This window comes from Bradyrhizobium stylosanthis (assembly GCF_001641335.1).
GTDB classification, from domain to species: Bacteria; Pseudomonadota; Alphaproteobacteria; order Rhizobiales; family Xanthobacteraceae; genus Bradyrhizobium; species Bradyrhizobium stylosanthis.
The window spans coordinates 838,554-857,909 of sequence record NZ_LVEM01000001.1 but is presented as its reverse complement, the minus strand read 5'-3'; the positions used below and the strand labels follow the sequence as shown (position 1 = coordinate 857,909).

General features: G+C 63.8%; 14 protein-coding genes. 4 read left to right on the top strand and 10 right to left on the bottom strand.

The genetic code is table 11. From position 1 onward, the window contains the following. Positions 1-61: 61 nt before the first annotated feature. Both A7X65_RS04260 and dmeF read right to left on the bottom strand, forming a co-directional pair. Complete coding sequence (locus A7X65_RS04260) at positions 62-892, bottom strand: N-acyl homoserine lactonase family protein (protein WP_063683066.1); 831 nt, start codon at positions 890-892, stop codon at positions 62-64. 83 nt (positions 893-975) lie between these two features. After that, positions 976-1,944 carry a CDF family Co(II)/Ni(II) efflux transporter DmeF gene (gene dmeF, locus A7X65_RS04255; RefSeq protein ID WP_063684793.1) on the bottom strand — a complete coding sequence of 323 codons (969 nt, stop codon included), beginning with the start codon at positions 1,942-1,944 and terminating at the stop codon, positions 976-978. Between the two features lie 199 nt (positions 1,945-2,143). On the opposite strand from dmeF, the gene A7X65_RS04250 reads away from it, so the two are divergent. From A7X65_RS04250 to A7X65_RS04235, 3 genes are all read left to right on the top strand, one after another. After that, a complete protein-coding gene (locus A7X65_RS04250; RefSeq protein ID WP_063683065.1) occupies positions 2,144-2,962 on the top strand; it encodes a chromate resistance protein ChrB domain-containing protein in 819 nt (272 codons plus the stop codon). Continuing rightward, positions 2,962-4,347: a chromate efflux transporter gene (gene chrA / locus A7X65_RS04245; protein WP_063683064.1), complete on the top strand. Its 1,386-nt coding sequence runs from the start codon at positions 2,962-2,964 to the stop codon at positions 4,345-4,347. The genes A7X65_RS04250 and chrA overlap by 1 nt, the downstream gene beginning before the upstream one ends. Before the next feature lie 806 nt (positions 4,348-5,153). After that, entirely contained in the window at positions 5,154-6,377 is a 1,224-nt protein-coding gene (locus tag A7X65_RS04235) for a hypothetical protein (protein ID WP_156527627.1), read from the top strand. Between the two features lie 1,063 nt (positions 6,378-7,440). On the opposite strand, the gene A7X65_RS04230 is transcribed toward A7X65_RS04235, so the two are convergent. Both A7X65_RS04230 and A7X65_RS04225 read right to left on the bottom strand, forming a co-directional pair. Then, positions 7,441-8,130, bottom strand: coding sequence for an L-2-amino-thiazoline-4-carboxylic acid hydrolase (locus A7X65_RS04230; RefSeq protein WP_063683061.1), 690 nt, complete (start codon positions 8,128-8,130; stop codon positions 7,441-7,443). Between the two features lie 45 nt (positions 8,131-8,175). Further along, a complete protein-coding gene (locus tag A7X65_RS04225) occupies positions 8,176-8,568 on the bottom strand; it encodes a RidA family protein (protein WP_063683060.1) in 393 nt (130 codons plus the stop codon). 128 nt (positions 8,569-8,696) lie between these two features. Between A7X65_RS04225 and A7X65_RS04220 the strand changes: the two genes are divergently transcribed. Next, positions 8,697-9,323, top strand: a complete 627-nt coding sequence (locus A7X65_RS04220) for a LysR family transcriptional regulator (RefSeq protein WP_063683059.1) — start codon at positions 8,697-8,699, stop codon at positions 9,321-9,323. 131 nt (positions 9,324-9,454) lie between these two features. Here A7X65_RS04220 and A7X65_RS04215 read toward each other — a convergent pair whose 3' ends face one another. From A7X65_RS04215 to A7X65_RS04190, 6 genes are all read right to left on the bottom strand, one after another. Next, entirely contained in the window at positions 9,455-11,002 is a 1,548-nt protein-coding gene (locus A7X65_RS04215) for a GMC family oxidoreductase (protein WP_063683058.1), read from the bottom strand. A gap of 4 nt (positions 11,003-11,006) precedes the next feature. Further along, positions 11,007-12,557 (bottom strand): ABC transporter substrate-binding protein, encoded by a 1,551-nt coding sequence (locus A7X65_RS04210; RefSeq protein WP_063683057.1) that lies wholly within the window; start codon positions 12,555-12,557, stop codon positions 11,007-11,009. 401 nt (positions 12,558-12,958) lie between these two features. Further along, a complete protein-coding gene (gene parC / locus A7X65_RS04205; RefSeq protein WP_063683056.1) occupies positions 12,959-15,217 on the bottom strand; it encodes a DNA topoisomerase IV subunit A in 2,259 nt (752 codons plus the stop codon). A 331-nt stretch (positions 15,218-15,548) separates the two neighbouring features. Continuing rightward, positions 15,549-15,899 (bottom strand): phasin, encoded by a 351-nt coding sequence (locus A7X65_RS04200; protein WP_063683055.1) that lies wholly within the window; start codon positions 15,897-15,899, stop codon positions 15,549-15,551. A gap of 27 nt (positions 15,900-15,926) precedes the next feature. Beyond that, positions 15,927-16,823, bottom strand: a complete 897-nt coding sequence (locus A7X65_RS04195) for an alpha/beta fold hydrolase (RefSeq protein WP_063683054.1) — start codon at positions 16,821-16,823, stop codon at positions 15,927-15,929. An 8-nt stretch (positions 16,824-16,831) separates the two neighbouring features. After that, positions 16,832-19,339 carry an alpha/beta hydrolase gene (locus A7X65_RS04190; RefSeq protein WP_063683053.1) on the bottom strand — a complete coding sequence of 836 codons (2,508 nt, stop codon included), beginning with the start codon at positions 19,337-19,339 and terminating at the stop codon, positions 16,832-16,834. Positions 19,340-19,356: the final 17 nt, after the last annotated feature.

The window sequence follows — 19,356 nt, the reverse complement described above, 5'->3', positions numbered from 1 at the left end:
TCGGGTTGCGCCTAGCACAGCCCTGCTGCCACCGCTGTGGCAACAGGGCCGCCAAAGGGCGCTAGTCGTAAAACTCCGGCGCCAGTTTCTGGCTGTCGCGCTGGGCCTTGTCGTGGTTGATCCAGAGCTGCCCCTTCTCCTTGGCGAGCGTGTCGGCGATCTTCTGCATCGAGGTCGCGGTCTGGTCCTTGTTGACGTTCATGCCGGGTACGCGGCGGTTGTCCCAATTGTCCTTGAAGTGCACGGCATCGCCTGACAGCACCACCGCGCCGGTCTTCGGCAGCTTCACCAGCAGCGACTGGTGTCCCGGCGTGTGGCCGGGTGTCGAGAGGATGGTCACGCTGCCGTCGCCGAACACGTCCTTGTCGCCCGTGAGCAGCTCGACCGGATGCGACGGCTTGAAGCGCGGTTCGTTGTTGGCGCCGGGCCAGTCATATTCGGCCTTCTGCACGTAGAGCATGGCCTGCGGGAACAGCTCGACATTGCCGGTGTGATCCGGATGGGTGTGCGAGACCGCCATTGCCTTGACGTCGTCGGGCTTGAGGCCGAGCTGCTCGAGCTGGGCCGCGAGCGTCTTCGGCCGCTTCCAGGTTACCGCCTTGGGATCGGCGGGCACCAACCCGTTCGGCATGGCAGCGACGGCATCGGCGATGCCGGTGTCCCACAGGAACCAGCCCTTGGCGTGCTTGATGAGATAGCAACTGTCGACGAAGTCCATCGTCTTGCCTTCGTTGAGGCCGGGGGTCCAGCGCGAGATGTCGCCGGCGGTACCCTCGCCGCAATTGAGGACGTAGAGCCTTTCGACCCCGCTCTTTTCCGATTGCGCCATCGCCGCAGGGCTGGACAGAGCGAGCGAAACGGCGGTGAGTGCGAGCGCGATCCTGGGCATCATTGCTGTTTCTCCTTATGGCCATGCCGGCTGCGACCGAGGATCAACCCCGCTCGCACCAAAGAATTCCGCACCAACCAATCACGTCAATGCGGGCAGGTCTCGACCTCGACCGTGATGTGGCTGAGCCCCTTCAACCCCGCGAGCCGCTTCTTGTAGACAGCCGGCTGCTTCGGCCGGTCCGACACCACGGACAACAGCACGGCGCAATGGCCCGGTCCGACCTGCCAGAGATGCAGATCGGTAACCCGATCGTCGCCGACCTCCATGCGGGCGCGGATCACCCGCTCCAGCTTCTCGTCGGCGCGCACGTCGAGCAGCACCGCGCCCGAGCTCTTGATGAGGCCGAACGCCCAGCTCGCGATCACCACGCTGCCGATCAGGCCCACCGCGGGATCGGCCCACACCCAGCCGGAATACATGGCCACCAGCAGCGCTGCGATCGCCAGCACCGAGGTCGCGGCATCCGCCATGACGTGGACATAGGCGGCGCGAAGATTGTTGTCGTGATGATGGTGGTGATCGTGATCGTCGTGATCATGATGCGCATGACCGTGGCCGTGATCGTGGCCATGATGATGCCCGTGGTGGTGATCGTGGCTGCCCCGCAGCAGCCACGCGCTGGCGAGGTTGACGCACAGGCCGAGCGCCGCGACCGCGATCGCCTCGCCATAGACGATCGGCACCGGATTGATCAGCCGCAGCACGCTCTCATAGGCGATCTCGACCGCGATCAGGCCGAGGATGATCGCGCTGGAGAAGGCGGCGAGATCGCCGAACTTGCCGGTGCCGAAGGTGAAATGCGCATTGCCGAGATGCCGCCGCGCGAAACGATAGGCGAAGGCGGCAATGCCGAGCGCTGCCGCATGCGTGCCCATATGCCAGCCGTCGGCCAGCAGCGCCATCGAGCCGAACAGCGAGCCGGCGACGATCTCGCCGACCATCATGACCAGCGTCAGCACCACCACGAGCCAGGTGCGCCGCTCGTTCTCCTCGTGCTTTTCGCCGAGGAACGCGTGGTCATGCGTCCACTGTTCAATGGAGTGGGAATGCATCGAATTCTCCAGAAGATTCAGATGTGTTGCCACCCACTATAGACCGGCGGCGGTCTATTTTCGAAGGCCCAATCGTCCTGCGGATTGACAGTTCCGCTTAGTTTGGCTGTAATCGGCCCATGGGGATTTGAGCGATCTCCCCACGAGGCGACATGCCCAAGTATCGCGTCCCGTTCGGTTTTTGCGAGGACGCAACACCATGTCTACGTTCACGACCATATCATCCGAAAAATTGGCGCGCCTGATCGGCACGGCCAACGCTCCTGTCCTGATCGACGTCCGCACGGAGGAGGATTTTGCCGCCGACCGGCGGCTGATTCCCGGCTCGATCAAGCTCAGTCACGAAACCGTCGCGGAATGGGGCGGCGACTTTGCCGGCCGCTCCGCCATCGTCTCCTGCCTGCGCGGCGCCAAGCTGGCGCAGGGCACGGCCGCCTGGCTGAGGCAGCTTGGCGCCGAGGCGGAAACCCTGGAGGACGGCTTCGAGGGCTGGAAGGCTGCAAAACTGCCGCTGCTCGACACAAGGAAGCTGCCGCCGCGCGACGCCAAGGGACGCACCGTGTGGGTCACGCGGGCGCGGCCCAAGGTCGACCGCATCGCCTGCCCCTGGCTGATCCGCCGCTTCGTCGATCCCAACGCGGTGTTCCTGTACGTGGCGCCGTCCGAGGTCGTCGCCGTCGGCGAGCGCTTCAATGCAGCGCCCTTCGACATCGAGAACGTGTTCTGGAGCCACCGCGGCGAGCTCTGCACCTTCGACGTGATGATCGAGGAATTCGGCATTGCCACGCCGCCTTTGCTTCGACTCGCGACGCTGGTGCGCGGTGCCGACACCGCGCGGCCGGATCTGGCACCGGAGGCGCCGGGCCTGCTCGCGGCCTCGCTCGGGCTGTCGCGCATGTACGATGACGACCTCGAGCAGCTCGAGGCCGGCATGCTGCTCTACGACGCCTTCTACCGCTGGTGCCGCGATGCCACGGCCGAGACCCACAACTGGCCGACCAACAAGGTAAAGGCGTAATGGATACGCGTGCCAATCAAGCAGGAGCTGATGCCGGTCACGGCATCAGCTTCAACGAGGCTTTCCGTGTCTGGCTGCGCGTCGCCTGCCTGAGTTTTGGCGGGCCCGCGGGCCAGATCGCGGTGATGCATCGCATCCTGGTCGAGGAGAAGAAGTGGATCTCCGAAGGCCGCTTCCTGCATGCGCTGAACTATTGCATGCTGCTGCCGGGACCGGAGGCGCAGCAGCTTGCGACCTATGTCGGCTGGCTGATGCATCGCACCGCCGGCGGACTGATGGCGGGCGGGCTGTTCATCCTGCCCGGCATCATCGCCATCATGGGGCTCAGCTACATCTATGCCGCTTACGGCAATGTCAGCTTCGTAGAGGCGCTGTTCTTCGGGCTGAAGGCCGCCGTGCTCGCGATCGTGATCGAAGCCGTGTTCCGCGTCGGCAAGCGCGCACTGAAGAACCGCATCATGATCGCGCTCGCAGCGATCGCCTTCGTCGCGATCTTCTTCTTCGCGGTCCCCTTCCCGATCATCATCATCGCCGCCGGCGTGATCGGATATATCGGCGCCAGGCAAGGCCGTCCGGAATTCGCCCCGGCCGGTCACGGCCATGGCGGCAGCGGTGCCGTAATCGACAGCATGCTCGGCGAGGCCGTGCCCGATCACGTCAAACCCGACACCGGCCGTGCGATCCGCGTCGCCGCGCTGTGGCTTGCGCTCTGGCTGGTGCCGGTCATCGCGCTGCTGGCCGCGTTTGGCCAGGCCAACGTGTTCAGCCAGATCGCGCTGTTCTTCTCGAAGATGGCGCTGGTCACCTTCGGCGGCGCCTACGCGGTGCTCGCCTATGTCGCCCAGCAGGCGGTCGAGCATTATCACTGGCTGAAGCCGCACGAGATGCTCGACGGCCTCGGCATGGCCGAGACCACGCCGGGCCCGCTGATCATGGTGCTCCAGTTCGTGGGCTTCATGGCGGCCTTTCGCGATCCCGGCATCCTGTCGCCGATGGTCGCCGCAACCTTCGGCGGCCTGCTCGCGACCTGGGTCACCTTCACGCCCTGCTTCCTCTGGATCTTCGTCGGCGCCCCCTATATCGAGCGCCTGCGCGGCAACACCGGCCTTGCCGGCGCGCTCAGCGCGATCACCGCCGCCGTCGTCGGCGTGATCCTCAACCTCTCGATCTGGTTCGCGCTCCACACGCTGTTCCGCGAGACCGTGCCCGTGCACGCCTTCCCGTTCGCGTTCGACCGGCCGGTGCTGACCAGCGTCGACCTCCCCGCGCTGGTGCTGGCGATCGCGGCAGCAACCGCGATCTTCCGCTTCAAGCTGGGGATGCTGACGGTGCTGGCGGGCAGCTGCGCGGCGGGCGTGGTGCTGCGGATGGCGGGGGTGATCTAGGGCGTATCCTCGTGGGCTCGTCGCGTCCGGCTTGTCGCCAGAGCGCGACGTTGAGCCGACAGTGCGTAGGATGGGTAGAGCTCTTGCGAAACCCATCATGCCACGTCACCGGCGGAGGGATTGATGGGTTTCGCTTACGCTCTACCCATCCTACGAGCTAGGGCCTCACGTCACCCGAGCTACTCCGAGGAGCCAGATTGAATGCGTTTGCTTGCCCTCACTGGTCGTGGTCTTTCCGACTGTTGCATCTGCAGAGTTCAAAATATGCTTTGACGCAAGCGATGAGCAACACCTGCGAGAGGCAATGGGGACTGGCCCGGGCGCGATCGAAAGAGCCGTGACATTCTTTTCGGAGCTGTATGGGACAGCGCCCGAGTTCGAGAAGCGCATGCCCGACAAGAGTGTTCTGAAATGGACAGTTCCGACGCAGCCGGGCCTCGCCACGACCTTCGTACGGTACATCACGATCGAGACGGAGGCGACGACTTTCGGTGTCGTGCGACACGACGCTTTAAGTATCGCAGTACGTAGGATGGGTTGAGCCCTTGCGAAACCCATCATGCCTCGTCATGGGCGGAGGGTTGATGGGTTTCGCTTACGCTCTACCCATCCTACGAGTTGTTGCCCCTGGACCCGGTTTACCTAGCGTTAGGGCACATGGTCCACAACCAAAGGATGTCCGCCCGCCATCTGCTCCGAAGGCCTCCATCCAGGTGAGATATCACCCGCTGATTAAGATCCTTGGAGACGCTTGCATCTCCGCTGTGATCGCCATCCTCTCAGCGGCTTGCGCGTGGAGCGCGGCTATGGCGATGGGCATGGCACTCATGTTCGCGCCGGGCTTGATTGCTCTGCTTTTCGGCGCACTTACCGCGCCGTTTATTCTGTTGCCCGTCTATGGACTTGCAAAGCGACGAATCGGCTTTGTCCTAGGCCCGATCATTCTAGCGGGTAGCATCTATTGCGGCTCCTTCTTGCTGATAACCGAAGAAATGGACCTGTTCGCTAGTCTCACATCCTTTACCGCCGAACCCGAGCGCAGAGATCACACGCTTTTGGCTATCGAAGACGACAACAATAATCATTGCGACGACGTCTGCATCAAAGTTCTGGCTACGTCTAACCACACGCTCGCACTGCGATCTAATACCCGGACTCGCGATTGGATGCTCTACACTCAAGCTGATGGCGCTACATGTTTTGCGAAAAATAACGCCAAACTGGCTCTTGAATTTCTTTTACGGGGCTATCCCGGCAAGTGCGCAACGCAACGGAAACTCGGCGAATTTGAGGACGGCTTCCTGTTGCGTGTCATACGGTCAGACTCGAGATGGCCACGGAAGTCGGATCTTCCGAAGGGGTTCACGGGAGATAGCTTCGAATATTTTGAGCGCATTGACGGCAAAGATCGCCTTCTGGCTCGTCACATCAAAGGCGGCCTCTCGAACAAGACGCAGTTTCTACTTCTGCTTGAAACGCGGCCGCCGGCAATCGATGCAGGGCCGCCGATCGACCGTCTCTCCTTCATCGCAAACGCTATTGGAACCGACGTCGAAACTCTCCGGAAATCGGCCGAGCCCTTCCCATTAGAAGAAGTGCTGATCGGCATTGAAAACTACTTCGATCAAAACGAAGCGATTGGCGCAGATACGCATCGCTTGGCGGGATGGACATGGTCCCAGGTCGCATCAAATGCATCGAGGACTCAACCTCAGATCTTGAAGGATCGCATTCTTCATTTGATTACAAGTCACGACCCCTTTCGGATTGGCTTGGGGATCAAAGCCATATCCTTCATGCGACTGGATGAGCGTGCTTTTCCAGATGATGTAATGTTTGATCTGATATTTGCGCCGATAGCGGAACATGAGACGACTTCACTCCTCGAAAGGCAGTTAGATAGACAATTTTCGCCGGGCCGGATGGCTCCGGCTGGCGACTTGCTCGAACGGGCAAGAGGTCATTTGAACGACCCAGACCTCAAGCCTTGGCAATCACGCATTCTCAATCACATCAACCAACTCCAATGAGGGGATGCTGCGCAATTGTCTCTATGACCCCAGAACCTTCGAATATTCGATAGCCAGCCGCCTGGTCACGAGCATCCCCTCGCTACCCGGCATGGTTCGGCCACCGCCCGAACATTCAGGCGCTTGAGATAAGGAGCAACTTAAGGCTCCATCAGCTATTTCATAAAGGCCTGTGCCTGTCGGGCAAAACAGCCCGGCCATTTTGCCCGCCCGCTTGTCAAGCCTCACAGCCCAAAATATTCCACTTTACCGAAATTCGGATTTATCGTACACACGAGACACCCTGGCCTGAGACAAGGGGCGGATCGCGATCGTCACGAATCGCAGGCCGGGCAGCGATGGACGCGACGGCGTCGGGCGCGATCGGCGTTGCAGGGCGGCCTTGGCCGTGAGCAATGGCGTTCGCGCGTACGACACGGCGCCGGCAGCGTCTTCGTGCGATTTCGAGGGTGAGCACACGGCCAGCCTTCGAACGTCGGGCGAAGACGTGCGCGGACGGAGAAGTCGTGTGGTCCTGACGCCCGGGGTCTGTGCGTCAAGTCATGCGGTGATGTGGCGGCCCGACCGGGCGCGCGCATCAGTCATCCGCAAGGCGACGGGGGCAATAGTGCACCGCTCCCCGGGGAGAGCACGAAGGACACCGTTAAAACCATTCGCGCAGGGAAGGCCGGGCGATCCGGCGAACCTGTGGTCCACTCCCGTGTGCATTCTTTGTGGCGCACGGATCTCGGGTGCCAGCCGGCGCCCGGCCTTCCCTGCGCCCTTGCCTTTCCGGGCGCAGCACATCAAAGAAAACTCGGGCGAGACGCGCCGCGAGAACGCGAACTCTTATCCGCTGTTTGAAACGTGTAACCGAGCTATGACCTGTCTAGCCTCACTCTCGGTGTCATCGCCCGGCTTGCCGCCTTCGCTGAAGCTTCGGCGGCCAAGCACCCTTGTGGGCCCGGCGTAGCCTTGGCGGAGACGGGACCGGGCGATCCAGTACTCCGAGACGATCGTGATTGAAAACAGAGGCCGCGGCGTACCGGATGCCCCTATCAAGCCGGCGCATCAGATCTGTGCCCTATCTCGACGGCAGCCGCGAGAAGCGGAAATTGCAGTGGCTCGCGCCGCCGGCCAAGGTCTGCGTCCTTTCAAGACGGATGCCGCGCGTTGCATAGGCGTCGAAATCGAGGCCGCAGATGTTCGACAGGATATCCTTGTCGCCATGGCGCGCCGCGAATTTGCAGAAGCCGCACGCCTTGTAGTCGATGCCGAATTCAAAATCGTCGTCCGGCCCAGGCTCAACGAAGTCGTAGACGAAGTCTTCCGGAAACGCGTCTCGATGGCTGCTTGTCTTGCTCTGCGCAGCCTGCTCGCGCAGCAAGGCCTGGTTCTCGGGCGACATGAACTGACGCCCCTCGGCGAGACGCTCGTCTTCCGGTACGGTGAGCAACTGCGCCTTGTAGGTCTCCCGCTCGATCTCGCCGATCACGGGAACCGGCACGCCATGGCGCGAGAGCACCCTGCTGATGGCCATGAAACCGATCAGGCTCATGAAGAAATCGCTCATGCGGCTTGCCGCGCCTCCGACATAGGGCGTCTGCGTGAGCACGATGTCGAATTCGGCCATCACCTCCCGCCTGATCCCGCCGATGTCGGACAGATGCGCGCGCTCGCGCAGCATCGGCTCGGCAAGATCGAGGCGATGGCGCATGGCGGCCTCCATGGCGCCCCGATGCTTCTCGTAGAAGGGATGGATGGTCTCGGCCATTGGAAACCTCATATCATTGGATCGATCGTTACCTGTGAAGCCCGCTCATTCCGCGGCGATCGCCTCGATCTCCAGCAGCCATTTGCTGTCGACGGTATCAACGACCACCACCGTCAGCGCCGGCCGATGGTCGCCGAGCACCGTGGTACGAATGGTGCGGTTGGGCACGAGCTGGCTCCGGTCGGTCAGGAACGTCGTGACCTTGACCAGATTCTCCACGCCGAGACCGGCGGCGGCGAGCACCTCCATGACGTTGCGCCAGGCCTGCTCGCATTGCGCTTCGAAGCCCTCCGGCACCGTGCCGTCGGCTCTCTCCGGCACCTGGCCGCTGATGAACAGCAGGCGGCGATGCTGTGTCAGCTCAACTCCCATGCTGTAACCGGCGGCGGGAGGGTGGACCGTTGCGGGATTATGGCTGACGATGTGGGCTGCGGGCATGGGGTATTCTCCGGTTGCGGGCTGACCGTATCCGGCAGCGTCGCCGCGGCGCAAAGCATCATTCCTGCGGTTCAGCGCAAGAAAATCTATTGCAAGGCCGCAAGCGATCGGTGTCAAACTGAGGCGCGATGACCTACGCCCTCCCACCGCTCAACGCGCTCCGCGCTTTCGAGGCCGCCGCGCGGCATCTCAGTTTCAAGCTCGCCGCGCACGAGCTGCATGTCACGCCCGCCGCCGTCGGGCAGCAGGTGAAAGCGCTGGAGTCGCGGCTCGGCGTGCAGCTGTTCGAGCGGCTGCATAAGCAGCTGATCCTCACCGCGGCCGGTCAGGCCTATCTGCCCGGGGTCTCCGAAGGCTTTCGCCACATCGCGGACGCGACCGCGCAATTGAAGCCGGCTGGCACAGTGTTGCTGCAGCTGGGGGTCCACGGCGGCTTCGACCTGCGCCGCCTCGCCCTGGCGGAATTTCGCAACGCGCATGCGGATATCGGTCTGCGGGTGCTGCACCCAGCGGGCCTGCACGAGCTGGTCGAGGGCAAGGTCGACCTGCTGATCGCGCGCGGTGTCGGTCACCATCCGGGCTATCGCTGCGATCGTGTCAGCCAAGGGGCCGGCGTAGGCGATTGGCTGATTGCGCCTGAGGGCACCGCGGATTGTCCTGAGATCGTCAGCTTCCGCGAATGGCTGAGCGCGCTGTCGGCGGAGATGCCGCACGCAAATCGCCGCCCTCGCCTGGTGGGCACCGTCGGAAGTTGAGGCGCGTCATCGCCCGCCTTGTGCGCTTGGGGCGGGCGATCCAGTACTCCGAGACGGTTGTGCCTGAATCGTGAGGCCGCGACGCACTGGATGCCCCGGTAAAGCCGGGGCATGGCACTGGCGTTGCGGCGTTACCGCATCATCATCATCCGTGCGATCGCTTCCCCGATCACCACTGTCGTGAAGTGCGTGTTGGCGCGGCAGTCCGACGGCATGATCGAGGCGTCGGCAACGCGCAAGCCCGCGATGCCCTTCACCCCGCCATCGGGGTTGACCACGCCATCGCCGTCATTCACGCCGGTCATGCGGCAGCTGCCGGCGGCGTGCTGGATGTCGCCGGTCTCCCGCCGCAGCAGCGCGTCGAGCTCATGATCCGGCAGGGCGGCTGCCTGCGGCAGCGTCAGATCGGTATCGGTCAGCCTGATCCAGTCCGCAATGCCTGACAGCGCCGGCTGCGAGGTGATCACCGCGAGCCGCTTCACCGCGTCGATCATCCGCAGCATGTCGCGGGGATCGGCCAGCATGTTCTCCTCGACCACCGGATCGATCGACGGGTCGGTCGAAGCCAGCTTGAGGGTGCCACGCGAATAGGCGTTGAACAGCCCTGCCCCGATCGCGCCGGGCACGCCAATGCCCCGATGGTTGAAGGCGATCAGGATCATGTCGCGCTTGCCGCCATTGGCGAGGCCCGAGGAATAGGTCACGCAGCAATTGGTGTGGCGGGTGTCCGGATCGGTCGGCCGCAGCTTTTCCTGGAGCTGGATCGTGGCGCGGAACAGCGGATGGTCGAAGAAGTGACGGCCGACCGGCAGGTCGCGCTCGACCGCGATCCCCATCGCCTTCAGTTCCTCGGCAGGTCCAACGCCCGAGCGCAGCAGGATCGCCGGGCTGTGGATCGCGCCGGCGCACAGCACAATCTGACGCGCGGCGATATCGTGGGTGCCCTGCCCCTCGATATGCACGCGGACGCCGGTCGCGCGGCCGTCGCTGATCAGCACGCGCTCGACCAGCGCGTGCCCGCGGATCTCCAGATTGGCGCGGTCGCGCGCGGGCTCGAGATAGCCCTCGTTGGTGGTGATGCGGCGCAAGTCGCGGCTGTTGATGGGATAGCAGGCAACGCCCTCGCCATCGGGGCCGTTGAGGTCGGCGCACCAGGGATAGCCGCTCGCCAGCGCTGCATCGCGCAAGCCGCAGTCGATCGGGCCCCACTTGTCCGGCGGAGCGCGATAGACCGGCAGCGGTCCGCCGCGTCCGTGGCCTGCGCTGTCGCCGAACTCGAGATCGTCCTCGATCACCGAGAATAGCGGCATCACCTCTTTCGCCGACCAGCCGGTGCAGCCATTGGCCGCCCATTCGTCGAACGCGTCGGCAACGCCGCGGATCGCGATCTGGCCGTTCATCATCGAGGAGCCGCCGAGCCCCTTGCCGCGCCAGTAGAAGCGCGGCTCCTGCCCCGCCACGCGGCGCGTCAGCAGATCAGGCCACTGCCATTTCTCCTGATATTCGCGCTTGTGGATGATCGGAATCGGGTTGGGCGTCCGTACCTCCCAGGGCGCCTCGTCGGCGCGCCAGTCGAGCCCCGCTTCGAGCAGCAGGACGCGCCGGGCGGGATCTTCCGAGAGCCTGGCCGCAACGGCGGCGCCGGCGGAGCCGCCGCCGACAACAATGACATCGTACATCGCGTTACTTCTCAACGTTCCAGAACACGGGGATGGCGGACGGTAACAGACCGCGCAGGGTGGCGCGATAGGCCGCGGGCTGGGCGAATTGCCCCCACGGGATGGCGGGAGCCTGATCGTACATGACGGCCTGGATCTCGCCCGCGATTGTCTTGCGGTCCGCTTCGGCCGGCGCCTTGGCGAAGGCTTCCATCAGCGGCGTGATGCGCGCATCGCATTGCCAGCCGGTGAAGTCGGCGCAATTGAAGGCGACCATGACGTTGGTCAGCGGCGAGCCGAGGTCGAAACCGCCGGCGTGGACGCCGTAGACGCTCCAGCCCTCCTTCTTGGCGCGGCGCGCCAGCACGCTCGCCCAGTCCATCACCTGCAGATCGACGTTGAAGCCGGCAGCCTTCAGCCGCTCGGCCAATACCTGCGCCGAGATGCGCGGGGCTTCGAGATCGTTGGCCTCCATGACGACGACGGGCTCGCCGGCATATTTGGTCGCCTTCAGCGCGGCCTTCGCCGCTTCGATCGACGGCTTTGCGGCAGCATCCGTGCCGGCCTTGCTCTCATAGGTCGTGCCGCAGGTGAAGTAGGTCGCGCAGGGCGTTGCATATTTCGCATCGAGCCCGAGCGCATCCAGTACCTCGCGCTGATCGACCAGCTTCCACAACACGCGGCGAATTTCCGGATCGTCAAACGGCTTCGACGCAGCATTGAGGCGGTAGGCGCCCGCGAACATGTTGCCGCCGGTGAAGTTCACAAGCTTGACGCGCGCGTTCTTCTCCAGCTGCGGCAGCAGATCGAACGGCGCGTATTGCATGAAATCGATCTCGCCGGCCTGCAACGCCGAGGCGGCGGTCGCACCATCCGGGATGACGCGGATCTCGAGCGTATCGACATTGACGCGCTTGCCGCCGGCAAGGAAGTCGGCGGGCTCGGGGCGCGGTACATAGTCGGCGAACTTCTTCAGGATCATGCGGTCGCCGGTGCGGTGATCGGCCTTGCTGTAGACGAACGGACCGGAGCCGACGATCTCGGTAATGCGCTGGTCGCCGGGAGTCTTCGCGATGCGCTCGGGCATCATGAAGGCGACCGGGCTGACGGGATTGCCGAGCGCGTCGATGACGAGGCCGGACGGCTCCTTCAGCGTCAGCACGAAGGTCTTGGCATCGGTCGGCTCCAGCGAGGCCGTGATCGCGAAGATGCGGCGGCCGAGCGCGCTGCGAGTGCCCCAGCGGCGCAGCGAGGCCACGCAATCGCTTGCGGTGACCGGCTGGCCGTCATGCCATTTCAGGCCGTCGCGCAGCGTGAACGTGTAGATCAATCCGTCCGGCGAGACCTTCCAGTCCTGCACCATCTGCGGCTTGATGTCGCCCTTGGAGTCTTTCGCGAACAGCGTGTCGAACACCATGTAGCCGAACGTGCGCGAAATGTAGGCGGTGGAGAAATGCGGATCGAGCGTGACGATCTCCGCCTCGAGCACCGCGACGAGATTGCCCGCCGCATGCGCGGGCGCCGCCACCAGCGCGAGACCGAGCAGCGCCGGAATGAAAGCCTTCAGTTTGAACATTGTGCCTTTTGCTTCTTCTTGAGAGTTCATTTGCAGGCGAAGAAAAAGCAATGTTCGTGCCCGATCAACGCAGGCACTTATGCACTCACGACTATCTGCCAAGCGTTTGCGGGCTAAGCGATGCGAATTGGAGGAGCGAGGTTGCTACCTCTCGTCATTGCGAGCGCAGCGAAGCAATCCAGAGTCTTTCCGCAGGGCAGTCTGGATTGCTTCGCTGCGCTTGCAATGACGATGGGGCGATAGGTGCGCGTTAAACACACTCTCGTGCCCCGGACGCAGCGCAGCGCCACTTGGCGGTGCGCTGCAGAGCCGGGGCCCATGTCCCCGAGCAATCCGCGTGGCGTGGGTCCCGGCTTCGCGCAGCAGCGTTCACGCTGCTGCGCGTCCGGGACAAGACCGCCCTACCCGATCACCTTGCCGAACTTGTTCGACTTCGGGAAACCCTTGGGCGGCAGGCGGCCGGCGTCGGCGCGGGTGCCCTGCCACTCCGAGAGCTCCTTCATGGTCGCGGAGAATTCGCGGCCAGCGGAGTCCTTCCAGGTCAGGCCCGCCTTGGCCTCGAACACGGCGACGTCGGAGAGACCGCCGTCCTTGTACTTCTGCAAGCGCACGCCGCGGCCGCGTGCCATCTCCGGCACCTGGTCGAGCGGGAAGATCAACATCTTGCGGTTCTCGCCGATCACCGCGACGGTGTCGCCGATCACCTCGGTGACCGAGCGCGCCTCGTTCGGCATGTCGACGTTGAGGACCTGCTTGCCCTTCTTGGTGGTGCCGACGCAATCGTCCTCGTTGACTACAAAACCCTGGCCCTCGTGGCTCGCGACCAGGAATTTGCGCCCGCCCTTGTTGACGAACAGCGTGACCGGCGCGGCCTCCGGCTCGAGATCGATGAACTGGCGGATCGGCTCGCCATGGCCGCGGCCGCCCGGAAGTTTCGCCACGTCGATCGAGAAGAACTTTCCGTTGGTGGCGAACAGCAGCAGCTTCGAGGTCGTCTCCGCGAAGAACGCGATACCGAGCTTGTCGTCCTGCTTGAAGGCAAGGCCCGAGAGATCCTCGACATGGCCCTTCATGGTGCGGATCCAGCCCTTGTCGGAGACGACGACCGTCACCGGCTCGCGCTCGACGAAGGCCTCCTCGATCGCGGCGAGATCGTGCTCGGGCGCGTCGGCGAAGGTGGTGCGGCGCTTGCCGAGCGGCGTCTTCGGTCCGAACATGTCGCGGACCTTGCCGACCTGCTCGCCGACCTTCTTCCACTGCTCGGCTTCCGAGGCGAGCACCGCGTTGATGCCCTTGAGCTCGGCACGGAGGTTCTTGTCCTCGGTGCGGATCTCCATCTCCTCGAGCTTGCGCAAGGAGCGCAGGCGCATGTTGAGGATGGCTTCGGCCTGCACCTCGGTGAGCTTGAACTCCTTCATCAACGCCGGCTTCGGCTCATCCTCGGTGCGGATGATCTTGATCACCTTGTCGATGTTCAGATAGGCGATCAGGAAGCCGCCGAGAACTTCCAGGCGGTGCTCGATCTGCCCCTTGCGGTAGTTGCTGCGGCGGATCAGCACGTCGCGCAGATGGTCGAGCCATTCGCGCAGGCACTCCGCGAGCCCCACCACCTTGGGGATGCGCCCCTTGATCAGCACGTTCAGGTTCAGCGGAATCTTGTTTTCGAGTTCGGTCAGGCGGAACAGCGATTCCATCATCAGCGCGGGATCGACGTTCTTCGACTTCGGCTCGATGACGATGCGGACGTCCTCGGCCGACTCGTCCCTGATGTCGCCGACCAGCGGCAGCTTCTTCTGGTCCTGCAGCTCGGCGATCTTCTCGATCAGGCGCGACTTCTGCACCAGGAAGGGAATCTCGGTGACGACGACGACCCAGGTGCCGCGCGCGCCCTCTTCCTGCTCCCACCTGGCGCGGACGCGGAACGAGCCACGGCCGGTCGTGTAGGCCTCAGCGATGGCCTGCTTGGAATCGACGCAGATGCCGCCGGTCGGGAAATCGGGCCCCTTGACCCACTTCATCAGCGCCTTGGACTTCGCGTCGGGCTTCTCGATCAGATGCAGTGCGGCGTCGCAGAGCTCGGCGGCGTTGTGCGGCGGGATCGAGGTCGCCATGCCGACCGCGATGCCCTGCGCGCCGTTGGCGAGCAGGTTCGGGAAGCCGCCGGGCAGCACGACCGGCTCTTTCGACTGGCCGTCGTAATTGGCGCGGAATTCGACGCCGTCCTCGTCGATGCCTTCGAGCAGCAGCCGCGCGACGTCGGTCATGCGCGCTTCGGTGTAGCGGTAGGCCGCAGGGTTATCGCCGTCGATGTTGCCGAAATTGCCCTGGCCGTCGACCAGCGGATAGCGCGAGGAGAAATCCTGCGCGAGGCGCACCATGGCGTCGTAGATCGCCTGGTCGCCGTGCGGATGGAACGAGCCCATCACGTCGCCGACGATTTTCGCGGACTTCTTGAAGGCGGTGCCGGGATCGAGCCGGAGCAGGCGCATGCCGTAGAGGATGCGCCGGTGCACCGGCTTCAGGCCGTCGCGGGCGTCCGGCAGCGCGCGGTGCATGATGGTCGAGAGCGCATAGGCGAGATAGCGCTCTTCCAGCGCCTCCTGCAGCCGCACCTCGTGGATTTCGGCCGGCTCTTCCGGCGGCACAATTCGCTTGCCCATAAAGCCTTTACTTTCAGACACTTGCCGCCGGCAATCCGGCGGCGGCCCAAGATGGTTCCCAATAGCCCCCGGCTGGGGCGCGATTCGGGCGGATGTATAGCAGGCTCAGCATGGACATGCGCCCCTGCTCTCCCGAGGCCGTGCCCGGAAGTTATCCACAATTGCGAGGAATTTGCGCTGCAAGTGGCTTCACCCGCGGGCCCCGATAACGCCCCCATAGCCGGGATAGCCCGGACGGCCGGGCCGGCCGGCGATCGGGCGGCCTCCGCCCGGACGACCGGCAATGGGATGACTTGGACGCGGACGGCTGGCGCTGTCGTCGCCGGCCGTGTCAGCTCTTCGGACTGAACAAGCCGCCTGCCGCCTTCATCGCGGACTCGCCCATGGTCCTGGCCTGATCGGTCAGCGAGCGCATCTGGTCCTGGAAGAAATCGGATTGCAGCTTGAGCGCATCCTGCACGTTGTTGGCGTGGATCAGCTTCTCGCCGAGATCGAACGTCGCGGTGGTGTTGCGCTGCATGAAGCTGCAGACCTCCTTGGCCTGGTTCGCGATCGGTAATGGCGACGAGCCAAGGCTCTTCTCCAACAGCTCGAAATAATCTGCATTGGCCTTGCGCAGGCGACCGAGCGCCTCGGTCAGTGCGTTGCGGACGCCTTCGGCGGACGCGTTGATCTCTGCCATGACGTTCCTCTCCTTTCAGGGATTGCGTTACGCGGGAAGTCCTCCGAACCAGGCCCCGAAATATCCGGCATAGAGCGCGGGCCTTTCCAGGTTCATCGAGTGCCCGATGCCAGGCACGACCACGAGGCGGCAATCCGGCATCGCCTCGGCCATGGTGCGAAGGTCGGCCGGCGGAATCCAGCCGTCCCATTCGCCCCACACCACGAGATGCGGATGCCGCAGCTCCGGCATGCGGCGCTCGAGCTCGCGGCTTTCCCTCTCCCGCGTGAGATTGACTGGGGTGCCGATCCAGATGCCTTCCGAGACGCCAAAGGTCTGGTCGATGATGCGGTCGAACAGCGCCTGGATCTCGGCCAGCCCCTCGCGGAAGCGTGGGACCGCATGCGGCGCCATGCTCTCGGGCTCAAACAAGGACGAGGCCGCCGTCGCCATGATCTTCCGGGTCAGCTCCTTGCTCTCCATCATCTCGCGGAACAGGCCGATTTGGTCGGCATTGAACGCCATGCCGAGCGGCGTCACCGGGTCGAGCGCGAAGACGCGGCCGAAGCGCTGCGGCTGCATCAGCAACATCCGCGCGGCGATGATGCCGCCGGTCGAGTGTGTCGCCAGATGGCAATAGCCGATGTCGAGCGTAGCGAGCGCAGCCAGCATGTCCTCGGCATGTTGCTGCATCGAATAGTTGGAATAATCGGCGGCCGGCTTCGGCCGGTCGCTGTCGCCGCATCCGCGCCAGTCGATCGCGACGACGCGAAGGCCCGTTGGAAACAACGGCGCAGCGAGCTCGATCCAGTCCTTGCTGGCGAGATTGCCGTGGATGAAGACGACGGCCACGTCGCCGCGTCCCCACTCCCGCCAGCCGAGCTTGACTTCTCCCGCCTGCACCCTCGGCGCAATTCCGGTAGCAACTCCTGGCACCGTCCGCATGGGCGGCCCTATTTGTTCAGGCCGGCCGTGGGCGCGGCACCGGGAGGACTCGGAGCCACCGGCAACGCCGAGACGACGGCGCCCTTGATCATGCGGTCGATACCGGCCGGCGATGACGTGTCGACACCGCCTTTGATGACGAAGTCCACGACGTCGACCGAATATTCGACGGGATTGTCGGTGTGGATGAAGTGTCCGGTGTCGGGGTAGATCTTCAGGATCGGCCGGTTGCCGGCATTCGTCATCCGCGTCATGAACGGCGAGATGACGTCGCGTCCGAGATCGGTCAGCCCGTTGAAGGCGGGCGTCGGGATGAAGGGCTCCTTGTCGCCGAAGGCCAGGAAGATCGGCGCCTTGATCTGGGTGACCCGCTCATAGAGGTTCTTCGGATCGTCCTGCTGAACCTCGGCGCCGATCGTGTGGATGTCGTAGATGAAGACGTTGCACCATTGCTCGAGCTCCTTCGGGTTGCCCTTGGTCAGCCCGACGCGCTGCTCGGTATGGAAGCGGGCATATTCGCTGTCGCTGAAGAAATAGCCACTCTTGGCCGCCGACACCGCTCCGGTGTCGGGATCGCGCTTCTTGAAATAGAAGAAGTCGCGGATGTTCTGCTCCGAACGCCCCATCTCGGCCGCGAGGATGCCGGTCTGGTCCCACACGGCTTTCCACTTGTCGAAATCGTGGTCGAAGGCCGGGTCGAACAGCTTCGCCTTCTTGTCCTTGGCGATGGTGATTTCGCGCGGATATTCCTCGAGGCCCGACGGTGCCTCGAGCGCGAGCCCCTGCACCGCATCCGGCCAGGTCAGCGCATAGCCCGTCACGAACTGGCCACCGAGCGAATGGCCGAGGTAATAGGCCTTCTTGACGTCGAGTTGGTTGACGACGAGGTCGTAGATGACCTCGCGCATGTCCTGCATGGTGCGCGCCGGGCTCTTGTCGAGATTGCCGGGCCCGGACATGCCGTAGTGCGGCAGGTCGGGCACGATCACGCGCAACCCGCTGCGCAGGGCGTATTGCATGATGTTGCCGTAATGGCCGCCGAACGCGCCCTTGCCATGGATGATGACCAGCACCTTCGGATCCCGGTCGGTGCCGTTGTATTCATCCATGTAGCCGATCTGCCAGGCGTTGCCGCTCTTGTCCTTGGCATTGGCGAACTTGACCGGATAGGGATAGGTCACGAAATCCTTCCAGAAGGATTTCTTGGGATCGATGGTCTCGGCGACGCCCGGGACGCGGTAGTTCTTGTCGACGAACTTCTGCGCGCGATCGAGGCTCGCAACATCGTCCATGAAGGCGACGAACTTCGGATCGTTCTTGCGCTGGTTGATGATCGGGAACACGCCGTAATGGGCGACCGGGCTTTCCTGAGCAATCAGATCGGCGCCGGGGACCCGGTCGACCGCTTTCTGGGCCAGCTTGAAGTTGAGCCAGAGATCGTTGGTGATGTGCATCACCAGCGTGCGCGCCTGGATGCGGCCGAGATAGGGATTGACGTTGTGAGTCTCGCCGACCCTGTTGCGCCAGACGAGGTCGACCGCGTCGTAGAGCTTGGCGCGGTTGACGACGTTCAATCCCGCCTTCTCGTTCGGCGGATCCCAGTAGAAGATTTCGGGCTGCACGGCGCCCCAGTTCTGGCTGGTGCGGAAGGCGAAGTCGTACCCGGTCATTCCGAGAATCGACCAGCCGAACGCAACGCCCGGCACCGGATGCTTTTCCTTGGGCAGCTTGTAGTAATCGCCATTGGTAGACTGCCAGACCGGATCGGCCTGGATCGCCGCCGTCATCATCTGGAAGGTCCAGTTGCCGACGGGGTCATCGCCGTCGGATTGCGTGGTGCCGCCGATCGGCATCAAGGCGCTGACATATTCCGGATGCATCACGCCCCAGACATAGGTCTGGGTGCCGCCCATCGAGACGCCCGTGACCAGCGCAACGCGCGCGACCTTCAGCTCGTCGCGCAGCAGGCGGTAATTCGCCTGTACCATGTCATAGTAACTGTACTGCGGAAACTTGATGCCGAGACCGTCGGACGGCTTGCTCGCGCCCCATGTCCCGAGCGGATCGACCATGACGACATAGTAGCGGTCGGTGTCGATCGGCCGTCCCGGTCCGATGATGGGAACGCCGCCTGACAGAGCGGCGCCCTTGACCCACTGCTCGTACATGTCGGTGGAGTCGCCGGAGTAATAGGAGTTGATCACGACCGCGTTGGTGATCTCGCCGCTCGCGTTGCGGCGTGGGTTTCCGATTGCGATGTAGGCCGTACGCAGCTTGCCGGCGCCCAGCGATTCCAGCGTTACTCCGCCCTCGCCGCCATTTTCCCATTTCGACGGGTTGGCCAGATCGTATTTACCGCCGAGGCGAAAGTTCGCGATCTCGTAAGTCTTCTTCAGCCCGTCATGTTGCACTTGCGACGAGCGGCGCGTGAACGGCTGCGCGACAGCAAGCGCGGTGCCGACCAGCAACACAATCAAGGTGACGCAGCAGCGCTGAAGCGCCTTTGCCCCGGTCATGGCGGACTCCTCCTGGC

What these genes read in the sequence shown, in the direction of transcription:
- dmeF (WP_063684793.1), bottom strand. Translation starts at nt 1,944, where the DNA reads ATGCATTCCCACTCCATTGAACAGTGGACGCATGACCACGCGTTCCTC.
- A7X65_RS04230 (WP_063683061.1), bottom strand. Translation starts at nt 8,130, where the DNA reads ATGGCCGAGACCATCCATCCCTTCTACGAGAAGCATCGGGGCGCCATG.
- A7X65_RS04225 (WP_063683060.1), bottom strand. Translation starts at nt 8,568, where the DNA reads ATGCCCGCAGCCCACATCGTCAGCCATAATCCCGCAACGGTCCACCCT.
- A7X65_RS04250 (WP_063683065.1), top strand. Translation starts at nt 2,144, where the DNA reads ATGTCTACGTTCACGACCATATCATCCGAAAAATTGGCGCGCCTGATC.
- A7X65_RS04215 (WP_063683058.1), bottom strand. Translation starts at nt 11,002, where the DNA reads ATGTACGATGTCATTGTTGTCGGCGGCGGCTCCGCCGGCGCCGCCGTT.
- A7X65_RS04200 (WP_063683055.1), bottom strand. Translation starts at nt 15,899, where the DNA reads ATGGCAGAGATCAACGCGTCCGCCGAAGGCGTCCGCAACGCACTGACC.
- parC (WP_063683056.1), bottom strand. Translation starts at nt 15,217, where the DNA reads ATGGGCAAGCGAATTGTGCCGCCGGAAGAGCCGGCCGAAATCCACGAG.
- A7X65_RS04220 (WP_063683059.1), top strand. Translation starts at nt 8,697, where the DNA reads ATGACCTACGCCCTCCCACCGCTCAACGCGCTCCGCGCTTTCGAGGCC.
- A7X65_RS04195 (WP_063683054.1), bottom strand. Translation starts at nt 16,823, where the DNA reads ATGCGGACGGTGCCAGGAGTTGCTACCGGAATTGCGCCGAGGGTGCAG.
- chrA (WP_063683064.1), top strand. Translation starts at nt 2,962, where the DNA reads ATGGATACGCGTGCCAATCAAGCAGGAGCTGATGCCGGTCACGGCATC.
- A7X65_RS04210 (WP_063683057.1), bottom strand. Translation starts at nt 12,557, where the DNA reads ATGTTCAAACTGAAGGCTTTCATTCCGGCGCTGCTCGGTCTCGCGCTG.
- A7X65_RS04235 (WP_156527627.1), top strand. Translation starts at nt 5,154, where the DNA reads ATGGCGATGGGCATGGCACTCATGTTCGCGCCGGGCTTGATTGCTCTG.
- A7X65_RS04190 (WP_063683053.1), bottom strand. Translation starts at nt 19,339, where the DNA reads ATGACCGGGGCAAAGGCGCTTCAGCGCTGCTGCGTCACCTTGATTGTG.
- A7X65_RS04260 (WP_063683066.1), bottom strand. Translation starts at nt 892, where the DNA reads ATGATGCCCAGGATCGCGCTCGCACTCACCGCCGTTTCGCTCGCTCTG.